This is a genomic window from Flavobacterium ponti (assembly GCF_042652765.1).
GTDB lineage: Bacteria > Bacteroidota > Bacteroidia > Flavobacteriales > Flavobacteriaceae > Flavobacterium > Flavobacterium ponti.
The window spans coordinates 248,619-261,533 of sequence record NZ_JBHSGW010000004.1 but is presented as its reverse complement, the minus strand read 5'-3'; the positions used below and the strand labels follow the sequence as shown (position 1 = coordinate 261,533).

The 12,915-nt window shown below is 29.5% G+C and carries 9 protein-coding genes; all 9 read left to right on the top strand.

Annotation, left to right across the window (positions count from 1 at the left end; translation table 11 throughout):
* The first annotated feature begins 82 nt into the window (after nucleotides 1–82).
* Nucleotides 83–478, top strand: coding sequence for a (deoxy)nucleoside triphosphate pyrophosphohydrolase (locus ACFO3U_RS06545; RefSeq protein WP_379739490.1), 396 nt, complete (start codon nucleotides 83–85; stop codon nucleotides 476–478).
* Entirely contained in the window at nucleotides 471–3,905 is a 3,435-nt protein-coding gene (locus ACFO3U_RS06540; RefSeq protein WP_379739487.1) for a DUF3427 domain-containing protein, read from the top strand. The genes ACFO3U_RS06545 and ACFO3U_RS06540 overlap by 8 nt, the downstream gene beginning before the upstream one ends.
* Before the next feature lie 274 nt (nucleotides 3,906–4,179).
* Entirely contained in the window at nucleotides 4,180–7,281 is a 3,102-nt protein-coding gene (locus ACFO3U_RS06535) for a T9SS type B sorting domain-containing protein (RefSeq protein WP_379739484.1), read from the top strand.
* A gap of 354 nt (nucleotides 7,282–7,635) precedes the next feature.
* The gene (locus tag ACFO3U_RS06530) at nucleotides 7,636–8,403 is read left to right on the top strand and encodes a ParA family protein (protein WP_379739481.1); all 768 of its coding nucleotides are present in this window, start codon (nucleotides 7,636–7,638) and stop codon (nucleotides 8,401–8,403) included.
* Nucleotides 8,404–8,406: 3 nt separating this feature from the next.
* Nucleotides 8,407–9,303, top strand: coding sequence for a ParB/RepB/Spo0J family partition protein (locus ACFO3U_RS06525; RefSeq protein WP_379739478.1), 897 nt, complete (start codon nucleotides 8,407–8,409; stop codon nucleotides 9,301–9,303).
* On the top strand, nucleotides 9,303–9,866 hold the full coding sequence (locus ACFO3U_RS06520) for a DUF5683 domain-containing protein (protein WP_379739475.1): 564 nt from the start codon (nucleotides 9,303–9,305) through the stop codon (nucleotides 9,864–9,866). Before ACFO3U_RS06525 ends, ACFO3U_RS06520 begins: the two co-directional genes overlap by 1 nt.
* A 55-nt stretch (nucleotides 9,867–9,921) precedes the next feature.
* Nucleotides 9,922–10,620: a 4-hydroxy-tetrahydrodipicolinate reductase gene (dapB, locus tag ACFO3U_RS06515; protein ID WP_379739472.1), complete on the top strand. Its 699-nt coding sequence runs from the start codon at nucleotides 9,922–9,924 to the stop codon at nucleotides 10,618–10,620.
* A 125-nt stretch (nucleotides 10,621–10,745) separates the two neighbouring features.
* Nucleotides 10,746–12,488 carry a signal peptidase I gene (lepB, locus tag ACFO3U_RS06510; protein WP_379739469.1) on the top strand — a complete coding sequence of 581 codons (1,743 nt, stop codon included), beginning with the start codon at nucleotides 10,746–10,748 and terminating at the stop codon, nucleotides 12,486–12,488.
* Nucleotides 12,489–12,530: 42 nt separating this feature from the next.
* Nucleotides 12,531–12,893: a four helix bundle protein gene (locus ACFO3U_RS06505; protein ID WP_379739466.1), complete on the top strand. Its 363-nt coding sequence runs from the start codon at nucleotides 12,531–12,533 to the stop codon at nucleotides 12,891–12,893.
* The last annotated feature ends 22 nt before the right edge of the window (nucleotides 12,894–12,915 follow it).

Genomic DNA, 12,915 nt, shown 5'->3' with positions numbered 1-12,915 from the left:
ATGTTATTCATAAATTGTAAGAAAATAATCATTATTTTTGATAATGAAAATTTGAACAAATAATTATCAATATAAATTTAAAATGAAAAATATTGAAGTAGTTGCAGCTATTATATTTTACAAAGATGAAATTTTATGTGTTCAGAAAGGTTTAAATAAGCTTAATTATCTTTCAGAAAAATATGAATTTCCTGGTGGAAAAATGGAATTTGGAGAAACTAAAGAACAAACAATTACCAGAGAAATTTTTGAGGAATTAGAAATGAATATAATAATAAATGAAGAATTTATAACTGTTAATTATCAATACCCAGATTTCAATTTAAAAATGCATAGTTTTATATGCACATGTAGAAATAAAAAACTTACTTTAACAGAACATATAGATTTTAAATGGTTAAAAAAAGAAGAATTAAAAACATTAAATTGGGCAGCAGCAGATATTCCAATCGTTAATAAATTAGTAATGAATGGATAAATTAATTCAAATATTTAACTCGAGTTTACAAACTGGTTATATTGATAAAAATGTTTTATCAGAAACAGTATATCAACCTGAGTTACTTGTCAATCAAAGAAATCCACCCAAAAAAGTTCTCTCAACAATATTGCACGAACTTGAAAATTGTAATGAGTTTTATATCTCAGTAGCATTTGTGACAACAAGCGGTGTCGCTACAATAATTAATAATTTAAAAGAGCTTGAAAATCGCAATATTAAAGGTGAAATTTTAGTTTCTCAATATTTAAACTTCACACAACCTGAAGCTTTAAAAAGGCTTTCACAATTCAAAAATATAGACTTGCGTATTGCAACCTCGGGAAACGCACATGCAAAAGGGTACATTTTTAAAAATAATGAACATTATAATCTAATTGTTGGAAGTAGTAATTTAACTGCACAAGCTTTATCAACTAATAGAGAATGGAACTTGAAAGTTTCTGCATTAGATGAAAGTGGTATTGTTGAAAATGTAATAAATGAATTTAAATCTGATTTTCAAAAAGCGACGAAAGTAACATCAGAATTTATTTTAGAATATGAAGAAATTTATCGAAAGCAATTCCTTCTAAATAAAAATAATACTCTTGAAAGTATAATTGAATCTGAAACAGTTATAACTCCTAATTCAATGCAAATCGAAGCATTGGAGAATTTAAAAAATTTAAGAAAAGACAAAAAAAATAAAGCTTTAATTATTTCTGCAACGGGAACAGGAAAAACATATTTATCTGCTTTTGATGCCAAGGCTTTTAATCCTAAAAAATTATTATTTGTTGTTCATAGATTAACAATTGCAAAAGATTCTTTAAAAACATTTCAAAAAGTTTTTGGAACAACTAGAACAATGGGCTTGTACTCTGGTGACAAAAGAGAATTAGAATGTGATTTTATGTTTTCAACAATTCAGACAATCTCTAAACTATCACACCTTGAAAACTTTGCAAAAGATCATTTTGATTACATTATTATAGATGAAACGCATAGATCCGGAGCAGATTCTTATTTGCGCTTAATAGATTATTTTGAGCCAAAATTTCTATTAGGAATGACTGCAACTCCTGAAAGAACTGATGGTAATGACATCTTTCAATTATTTGACCACAATATTGCTTATGAAATCCGGTTAAATAGAGCAATGGAGGAAGAAATGCTTTGTTCATTTCATTATTATGGAGTAACGGATTTATTAATAGACGATAATGAAATTGATAACAAATCAGATTTCAATTTATTAGTTTCAAAAGAAAGAGTTAAAAGAATAATCGAGCAAGCAAAATTCTATGGAAGTGATAACGGCATAACAAGAGGTTTAATCTTTTGTTCAAGAAAAAAAGAAGCAATTGAACTTTCTACTTTGTTTAATTTAAATAAATTTAAAACGGTTGCTCTAACAGGAGATAGTTCAGAAGATGAAAGAGCAATAGCTATTGAAAAATTAGAATCGGATAATTTAGAAGATAGACTTGATTATATTTTTACGGTTGATATTTTTAATGAAGGAATCGACATTCCTAAAATCAACCAGATTATAATGCTTCGACCTACAGAATCAGCAATTATTTTCATTCAACAATTAGGAAGAGGATTAAGAAAAATTGAAGGAAAAAGTTATGTAACTGTTATTGATTTCATTGGAAATTACGAAAATAATTACCTTATCCCTATTGCTTTATATGGTGACGTATCCTATAATAAAGATTCATTAAGAAAACTTATTACAGAAGGAAGCAGAATGATTCCCGGTGATTCTACTATCAATTTTGATGAAATTACCAAAGAAAAAATATTTCAGTCTATTGACTCTGCAAATATGCAATTATTTTCAGACTTGAAAAAAGATTACAACCTATTAAAATTCAAGCTTGGTAGATTACCAATGATGATGGATTTTATTGAACATGGTTCTAGAGACCCTTATTTATATGTAAATTATGCAAATTCATATTATAATTTTATTATAAAAGTTGAGAAAGAATTCAATTCAGATTTAACTACAAAACAAATTAAACTTTTAGAATTATTCTCTAAAGAAATAAACAATTCAAAAAGAGTTGAAGAAAGCCTGATAATTAAATTATTGATTGATTATAAAAAACTATCATTAAATGATTTAAAAGAAATCATTTTAAAAAAATATCATTATAATGTCTCTGATGAAACCATCAAGTCAAGTATTTCTAACTTAAATTTTGAGTTTATTCGAGAGAAAAAGGATGGGAAATTAATTTCTACAAAAGAAATTTATAATTTGGATATTATTAAATTAGAAAACGACAATTTTATGTTTTCAGACCTATTTCTTTCATATGTGAGTGTGGAAACATTTAAAAAATTTCTACTTGATTCTACAAATTATTCTATTTATCAATTTGACAAACTATTTGATTCAAATAACTGGCAAGATGGATTTGTGCTTTATAGAAAATATTCTCGTAAAGATGTATTTAGAATATTAAATACTGCAGAAAACCCAGTTGCTCAAAATGTTGGAGGTTATTTAGTTAGCCCTGATAATACTCACTGTCCTATTTTTGTTAACTATCATAAAGAAGAAAATATTTCAGAATCTACAAAGTATGAAGATAGATTTGTAAATACCAGAGAATTTGACTGGATGACAAAGTCTAATCGAAAAATAAATAGTAATGACGTTCAATCTATTTTAGGTAAAAATGGAGAAATTAGACTTCCTCTTTTTATAAAAAAGAATAATGATGAAGGAATGGAATTCTATTACATGGGAGATGTAACTCCTAATTTAAATAAGATTGAACAAACGACGATGAGTAGTGACAGTAATAAACAGGTTTCAGTTGTAAAAATTCGATTTGATATGGAAAAACCTGTTTCAGCTTCTATGTATAACTATCTGGAAGAAAACAGAACAGTAAAAGAAATCATACCAAATAATATTTATTCCTTCGAAAAAGGAAAAGACACAATACAATTAGAACCAATATTAAAAAATCCAGTACCACTTTACGATTTTTATGCGGCAGCAGGAACATTTAGTGAGATTCAATCAGAAAAAGATTTTACTTTAATTGAAGGACCAGAAAACACAAAAAGCGATTATTTTGCATGTAGAATAGTTGGAGAATCAATGAACAGAGTAATCCCAAATGGTTCAATTTGCTTGTTCAAACCGGATTCGGGAGGTAGTAGAAACGGTAAAATAGTATTAGTAGAAAATATAGATATTCAGGATACTGATTTTAATTCTGCCTTTACAATTAAAACTTATTCAAGTGAAAAAATAATAACTGAAGAAGGTTTGGTAAATAAATTAATAGTTTTAAGACCAAATTCATATGAATCCTCATACAAAAACATCATTTTAAACGAAGAAAATGGAACAAATATGAGAGTTGTTGGAGAATTTATTTCAATTATAGCTTAAATTTAATACCTATTAAAATATAATATAAATTTATAATATCTTAAATCACCCAACAAAAACCATACGAAAAAGCAAAAACTACCTTTACAACACCTATACAAAAACTTACTAATATAGCTTTACTGTTACAATAATATCAAATAATACTTTGAATCACTTATTGTTTACGCTTTTATACTTTGTATAGTTTTTATCCTTTTTCATTACCATAATCTTAAAATTTATAGCTCTATATTTATAAATATGTTTTTATAGCTTATAAATAGTGCTACTAATGAATAAAAAATACATTTTACTCTTTCTTCTGTTAAATCATTTTTTAAGTTTTGGCCAACTAGGTTTTTGCAATGGAAGTAGCGGTGCTCCTATCTTTTTTGAAAATTTTGGTAGTGGCACAACTTATGGTCCAGCTTTACCTGTTGGTTATACCAATTATACCTATGTAAACAGTGGTTTCCCACAAGATGGTCAATATACTTTATTTTATAGAACCAATATAATTCCGAATTCCCAAAACTGGTTGTATTCTTTAGACCATACTCCAGATAATGAACCTAATGGAACCGATGGTAAATGTCTAATTGTAAATGCAAGTAACGTAGCAGGAGAATTTTATAAAAGAACCGTAACAGGTTTGTGTAGCAATACAAGATTTGAGTTTTCAGCTTGGGTTTTAAACATTCTAAATCCAGCTACTGGAGCTTGTCCAGGTACAGGAATTCCAGTAAATGTCACCTTCGAAATTTGGGATGCAACTGACACAACGCTACTTCAATCTGGAAACACAGGAAATATAAACGGAACAACAACACCCATTTGGAATCAATATGGTTTAGTTTTCACAATGCCCGTTGGACAAACTTCTGTAATCTTAAAAATGAAAAACAATGGTTCTGGAGGCTGTGGAAATGATTTAGCTATTGACGATATTATGTTTCGTGCTTGTGGAGAATTCAGCGAAATTACAAATGCACCTAACACACAAGATTTCATTTCAATTTGTGAAAACGAAACCATCACAAACAATATTTTACAAGTAACTACCACTGGAACGGGTTCAAATGTTTATCAATGGCAACAAAGTAATGACAACATTAACTACACAGATATTGCAGGAGAAACAACAAATAGCTATTCTATTCCAACTTTAACAAATACAACATATTACAGAGTTAAAGTAGCCAATGATATTGCTAATTTAAATAATCCATATTGTTCTACTTTATCAGAAATATTTACTGTTTTACTAAATCCATTACCTAATGCACCCATTTCTAATGGAGACCAAACCCTTTGTAGCAATTATGCAACCATTATAAGTGCAATAGCTAATAGTAATGAAAATATCAATTGGTATGATGCAGCTTCAAATGGAAATTTAATCCAATCAAATTCATCAATCTATTCCACAACAATAGCCGGAACATATTATGCTGAATCATATAATTTAAGTACAGGATGTATTAGTAGTACAAGAACTCCTATTACAGTTTTACCTTTAACAACAGTTTCATCGTCTGGAACAACTACAATTTGCTCAACTGAAACAACAGCCATAACACTAACAGCTTCTGACACAAATGCAGTCATCAATTGGACAGCAACTTCAACAGATGTAACAGGTTTTTCAGACGGAACTGGAAACACTATATCACAAACTTTAACCTACAATGGAAATACATCAGGAACGGTTACATATACAATAATCCCTGTAGTAAATGGTTGCGAAGGAATGGCAGAAACTATAGTTGTCACAGTAAATCCTCAAGCTAACATTACTCCTACTTTTAATGCTATTCAAACTACGTATTGCTTAAATGCAACACCACCAACATTACCAGCATTTTCTTCAAACAGCACACCCATAAACGGAACTTGGAGTCCTGCAAACATAAACACAGCTTCATTAGGAACTACAACTTACACTTTTATTCCTCAATCAAATGCTTGTATCAACTATACACCCTTCACGCTCAACATAACAATTACAAACAACATCATGCCTGATTTTGATGCTACTATTGCATTGTGTTCAGGTTCAAATCCACCATCATTAAACACTACATCACCAAACGGAATTTCGGGAACGTGGAGTCCTTCAGTTATTAATAATACTGTTTCTGGAAATTATACTTTCACTCCAAACCCTAATCAATGTGCTGTTCCACAAACTATAAGCGTAACGGTAACTAATAACAATACAACTATTGCGTATACAGGTTCAACAACAATTTGTTCTACTCAAACTACAGCATTAAACTTAACAGCTTCCGATGCAAATGCAATCATTAATTGGACAGCAACTTCTACAGATGTAACAGGCTTCTCAGACGGAATTGGAAATGCAATAACACAAACATTAACCTACACTGGAAATTCATTTGGAACAGTTATTTATGTTATAAACACAGAACTAAATGGATGTGAAGGAATTGCCGAAACTATAACCGTAACGGTAAATCCACAAACAAACATAACACCAACTTTTTCTGCAATTCCAACAACTTATTGTTTAAACGCAACTGCTCCAGTATTACCAACTATATCAACGAATAATACACCAATCACAGGAACTTGGAATCCCTCAACGATAAATACAGCTTCAATCGGAACAACAACTTATACATTCATCCCACAAGCTGATCCTTGTATAAATTATACTGTTTATTCGTTAAATATTACTATTTCAGACAACAATTCACCTAACTTCAATAGCAATATTTCTTTTTGTTTAGGCTCAAATCCACCAGCATTAAACCCAATTTCACCCAATGGGATTAGTGGAACTTGGAGTCCAACATCCATTAACAACCAAGTTTCTGGAAGTTATACTTTCACTCCAAACCCTAATCAATGTGCTGTTCCACAAACTATAAACGTAACTGTTTTTGAGCCGACTTTAACAAGTATTGAGTACACCACTACAGGAGCATTTACAGAAAACCAAATAGTAACTGTTTTAGCCTTCGATAGTGGAAATTATTTATACCAACTAGACAATGGAAATTTTCAAACGGATAACGTTTTTACAAATGTTTCTTCAGGTTCACATACTATAACCGTTATGGATCAAAATGGATGTTCTCCTTCTCTTACTAAAGATTTAGTAATAATTAATTATCCTCATTTTTTTACACCAAATGGTGACGGATTTAATGATTATTGGATAATTACAGGCTTGAGTAATTTACAAAATCCTAAAGTAAATATTTTTGACCGCTACGGAAAATTAATTAAACAACTTCCTAAAAATACAGGTTGGGATGGAACTTACAATGGATATACCTTACCTGCTGATGATTATTGGTTTACCATTGATTTTGAAGAAAATAATGTTCCAAGAACCTTTAAAGCCCATTTTAGCTTATCGCGATAGGTTGCAAAATGTATATAATTAGACATTTGTAAACTTTAATTCACTACATTTACGTAAAAACCAATTATTATGGCAAAGAGTCAAGACGCAAAAAAGACAGAAAAAAAGGAACCTCTGAAAACAGCTAAAGAAAAAAAAGCAGAAAAAAGAGATAAGAAAAATAATCCAAAAAGAGATTAAATCAAATAAAGACACGATTAACCATCGTGTTTTTACTTTATATAGCATTTTTAAAATAACTTCCTTAGAATATTTTAACTTTTACACTAATAACTTTATTCTATTGTTAACAAATTAGCCTTGAAAAAACCATAATTAATTGTATTTTTACCGTTCCTAATTTTAATATATCAAATGGGTAAAATCATTGCAATTGCAAATCAAAAAGGTGGTGTTGGTAAAACTACAACCACTGTTAATTTAGCGGCTTCACTAGGAGCTTTAGAAAAAAAAGTCCTTTTAATTGATGCTGACCCTCAAGCAAATGCTAGTAGTGGTTTAGGTATTGATGTTGAATCTGTAGAAATAGGTTCTTACCAAATTCTTGAACACAGTAATACTCCAGAAGAAGCAACTATAACTTGTTCTGCACCAAATGTTTGGGTAATTCCAGCACATATTGACTTGGTAGCTATTGAAATTGAATTAGTCGATAAAGAGAATCGCGAGTATATGCTAAAACAAGCGTTAGAAAGCGTAAAAGATCAATATGATTATATATTAATTGACTGTGCACCTTCTTTAGGATTATTAACCTTAAATGCTTTAACAGCAGCAGACAGTGTTATCATTCCAATTCAATGTGAATATTTTGCATTAGAAGGATTAGGGAAATTATTAACAACAATCAAAAGTGTTCAAAAAATTCACAATCCTGCTTTAGATATTGAAGGATTATTATTAACCATGTACGATAGTCGTTTGCGATTATCAAATCAAGTGGTTGAGGAAGTACAAAAACATTTTGCGGATATGGTTTTTAATACTATTATTCAAAGAAATATTAAGCTAAGTGAAGCTCCAAGTTTTGGAGAAAGTATAATTAACTATGATGCTACCAGTAAAGGTGCTTCAAATTATTTACATTTGGCTGAAGAAATTATTAGAAAAAATAAAGCATAAAGCATGACAAAGGCTGTAAAAAAGCAAGCATTAGGAAGAGGATTATCAGCTCTTTTAAAAGACCCTACCAATGATATCAAATCGGTAGAAGATAAAAATGCAGATAAAGTAGTAGGAAATATCGTAGAATTAGATATTAATGCTATTGAAATAAATCCTTTTCAACCTAGAACAAACTTTAATGAAGAAACGTTAAATGAATTAGCAACTTCAATTAGAGAATTAGGAGTAATCCAACCTATAACTGTTCGAAAACTTGACTTTAATAAATACCAATTAATTTCTGGAGAAAGACGTTTAAGAGCTTCAAAAATTGTAGGTCTTGAAACAGTTCCTGCTTATATTCGTATTGCAAATGATCAAGAATCGCTTGAAATGGCTTTGGTGGAAAACATTCAACGTCATGATTTAGATCCAATTGAAATTGCTTTGTCTTACCAACGTTTAATTGACGAAATCAACCTTACGCAAGAGCAAATGAGTGAGCGTGTAGGAAAAAAACGTTCTACTATTGCTAATTATCTTCGTTTATTAAAATTAGATCCAATTATCCAAACCGGAATTCGTGATGGTTTTATTTCAATGGGTCACGGAAGAGCTTTAATCAACGTTGAAGATGGTGATGTTCAAGGTGATATTTATCACAAAATTGTTACCGAAAATTTATCAGTTAGAGATACAGAAGCTTTAGTGAAAAAGTACCAAGAGAGTCTTTTGCCAAAAACTAAAAAAACTAAATCCGATTCTTTTCAGATTAACGAAGAACAGAAAAAAGTTTTTGCTCACTATTTTGGAGCAAAAGTAGATATTAAATCAGCTGGAAATGGAAAAGGAAAAATTACAATTCCTTTTCATTCAGAAGAAGATTTTGAACGTATTTTGAAACTTATAAAAGAATAGTGAAGCAAACTGTTTTCATATATTTAATCCTTTCTTTTTTTTGTAGCACAACTCTATTTGCACAGAAACCAGAAATCATTAAGTATAAAGATACTGTAGTTACAAAAGCGATTAATCCTTTAGCTCCTTCAAAAGCAGCTTTTTATTCCGCTATTTTACCAGGTTTAGGACAAGCTTACAATAAAAAATATTGGAAAATCCCTATTGTTTATGCAGGTTTAGGAATTTCCATCTATTCTTACAATTTCAATCAAAGAGAATACCATAAATTTAGAGATGAGTACAAAAGAAGATTGGATGGAACATCTGACCCAAATCATCCCATTTATGGAAATTTAGATAATGATCGTTTAATTAGTGCTCAAAAATTTCATCAGAGAAACAGAGATTTATCCATGCTTTTAACAGTTGGAATTTATATTCTAAACATAGTTGATGCTAATGTTGACGCACATTTAATTCAGTTTAATGTAAACGATAATTTATCTGTAAAACCTGACTTATATCAAAACCAACTTAACAATAGACAAAATTTAGGATTGAGTTTAAACTATAATTTTTAACTATATTTTACGATTTTAATTGTAACAAACTCATAACATCACATACTTATACTTCATGAAAATTGCATTATTAGGCTACGGAAAAATGGGAAAAGTTATCGAAAGAATAGCTTTAGAAAGAGGACACACGATAGTACTAAAAAAATCAAGTAACGATTCTTTTGAAGGTATACAAAATGCAGATGTAGCCATTGATTTTAGCGTTCCAGATTCAGCTGTTGCTCATATTTCTGAGTGTTTAAACAACAATATTCCTATAGTTTGTGGAACTACTGGTTGGCTTAATGATTATGATAAAATGGTTGAACTTTGTAATTCAAAAAACGGAAGTTTTATCTATGGTTCCAATTTTAGTTTAGGAGTAAATATTTTTTTTGAATTAAACGAGTATTTAGCAAAAATGATGAATAACTTGAAACAATATAACGTTTCTATGGAAGAAATTCATCACACACAAAAGCTTGATGCTCCCAGTGGAACCGCTATTTCACTAGCAAATGGAATAATAAAGAATTCTGCTTTTACCAATTGGACTTTAGAAAATCCAACTGAAAATGAAATTCACATAGAGGCAAAAAGAATCGAAAACGTACCAGGAACACACAGTGTTTTTTATGATTCAGAAGTAGATCAAATAGAAATAAAACATACAGCACATAGCAGAGAAGGATTTGCTCTAGGTTCAGTAATTGCAGCTGAATGGTTAGTAGGCAAAAAAGGAGTATTTACAATGAAAGATGTGTTAGGAATTTAGAGAAAACAGTTAGCAGTTAGCAGTTAGCAGAAAACAGTAAATGTAATTAGTAATTTACAAAACAAATTAACAATTAGACAGTTTAACGATTAAACAACTAAATAGTTTAACAAAACATAAAAAAAATGACAGCATTACAATGGTTATTCTTCCTATTAATTGTGCAAATAATTCATGGATTAGGAACTTGGAAATTATATATTAAAGCAGGTAGACAAGCTTGGGAAGCATTTATTCCTGTTTACAACGCTATTGTTTTAATGCAAATTATCAATAGACCAAAATGGTATACTTTTTTACTGTTTATTCCAATTATTAATTTGATAATGATTCCGGTTGTTTGGGTTGAAACTATTAGAAGTTTTGGATACAACACTACAAAAGATACTTTATTGGTTTTAGTAACTTTAGGATTTTACATTTTTTATATCAATTACACTCAAAATCCAACTTATATTGCAGACAGAAGCCTGGTTCCAACAAACAAAACAGCTGATACTATTAGTTCAATTTTATTTGCAGTTGTTGTTGCTACTTTTGTACATACTTATTTCATTCAACCGTTTACTATTCCAACATCTTCATTGGAAAAATCATTGTTGGTTGGTGATTTCTTATTTGTAAGTAAATACAATTATGGAGCAAGAACTCCAATGACTACAATTGCTGCACCAATGGTACATGACACAATTCCTGTTTTAAATACAAAATCTTATTCTTCTTGGCCTCAATTACCTTATTTTAGATTGCCTGGCTACGAAAAAATTAAAAATAATGATATTGTTGTTTTTAACTGGCCAATTGATACGGTTTACCAGTTTAGAGACCCATTACATAGACACACATGGAAACCAATTGACAAAAGATCTAATTATGTAAAAAGATGTGTTGGAATTCCTGGAGATAAAATTGAAGTTAAAAATTCTGATTTATATGTAAATGGAAAGATTTTAGTTTTACCTGAAAGAGCTAAACCACAATTTTCTTACAGTGCTAAATTTAAAGAAGGAACACCAATTGACGAAAGTTTTTTGCTCAGTTTAAATACTTATAATAATGACAAATTTCAACGATATAATAACTTTGTGCTTTTCCCTTCATTAACTGATGAAAGTTTAGCTAAATTAAAAACATTATCTAATTTAGAAGAAGTAACAAAAAATAATGATACAATAAACGAAAGATTTTCTTATGTTTTTAAGCTAAAAGATAATTACAAAAACACGGATATAAACCAAATAGTTTCAAAACTAAAGGACAATAAAATCAATGCAACTATTAGAGAAAGTGACAATCTTCTATTTGTTGATTACCCTGAAAAAAACGTAGCAGAATTTCTTAAAAAGCATCCTTCAGTAATTTCAACTAAAGAAATTACTGCAATTTTCCCTAATAACAATAAAAATTGGACTGTTGATAATTTAGGTCCAATTTATATACCTGAAGCTGGTAAAACTTTAGAATTAAATCTAGAAACACTTCCTTTTTACAAAAGATTAATTACAGATTACGAAGGAAACACTTTACAACAAATTGGAAACGAAATTAGAATCAATGGTCAAGTTGCAACAACTTATACATTCAAACAAGATTATTATTGGATGATGGGAGACAATCGACACAATTCTGAAGATTCTCGTTATTGGGGTTATGTTCCAGCTGATCATATTGTTGGAAAACCAATCTTTATCTGGATGAGTTGGGATTCAGACGCAAAAGGCATCATGAATAAAATTCGTTGGGAAAGATTATTCACAACAGTAAGTGGTGAAGGTCAACCGCAATCATATTTTAAATATTTCTTAATCTTGTTAGCTGCTTATTTTGCTTTTGATTATTTTAGAGGTAAGAAGAAGAAAAAAGTTTAATTGTTGAATTGTGTAATTGTTTAACTGTAAAAATATAAATTGATGTATGTTTTTTCATTTGAAAAGTTAGACGTTTGGAAAGAATCTATAGATTTTTCAAAATCTATTTATTTACTAACTTCAAATTTTCCTGAAGCTGAAAAATATGGATTAACTTCACAATTAAGAAGAGCAACTGTTTCAATATGTTCAAATATTGCTGAAGGAACTTCTAGATTTTCTAGTAAAGATAAAGCCCATTTTATTTCAATGTCTTTTAGTTCAACAATGGAAGTTTTAAATCAATTGATTTTAGCGTTTGAATTAAAGTTTATTACTGAAGAAGAATATTCAATAGCTAGGAGTCAAATTGAAAGCATTTCTAACAAATTAAATTCATTGAGAAAGCATATTTTAAACAGTTAAACAATTACACAAATCAACAGTT

What these genes read in the sequence shown, in the direction of transcription:
- ACFO3U_RS06545 (WP_379739490.1), top strand. Translation starts at nt 83, where the DNA reads ATGAAAAATATTGAAGTAGTTGCAGCTATTATATTTTACAAAGATGAA.
- lepB (WP_379739469.1), top strand. Translation starts at nt 10,746, where the DNA reads ATGACAGCATTACAATGGTTATTCTTCCTATTAATTGTGCAAATAATT.
- ACFO3U_RS06525 (WP_379739478.1), top strand. Translation starts at nt 8,407, where the DNA reads ATGACAAAGGCTGTAAAAAAGCAAGCATTAGGAAGAGGATTATCAGCT.
- ACFO3U_RS06535 (WP_379739484.1), top strand. Translation starts at nt 4,180, where the DNA reads ATGAATAAAAAATACATTTTACTCTTTCTTCTGTTAAATCATTTTTTA.
- dapB (WP_379739472.1), top strand. Translation starts at nt 9,922, where the DNA reads ATGAAAATTGCATTATTAGGCTACGGAAAAATGGGAAAAGTTATCGAA.
- ACFO3U_RS06540 (WP_379739487.1), top strand. Translation starts at nt 471, where the DNA reads ATGGATAAATTAATTCAAATATTTAACTCGAGTTTACAAACTGGTTAT.
- ACFO3U_RS06530 (WP_379739481.1), top strand. Translation starts at nt 7,636, where the DNA reads ATGGGTAAAATCATTGCAATTGCAAATCAAAAAGGTGGTGTTGGTAAA.
- ACFO3U_RS06505 (WP_379739466.1), top strand. Translation starts at nt 12,531, where the DNA reads ATGTATGTTTTTTCATTTGAAAAGTTAGACGTTTGGAAAGAATCTATA.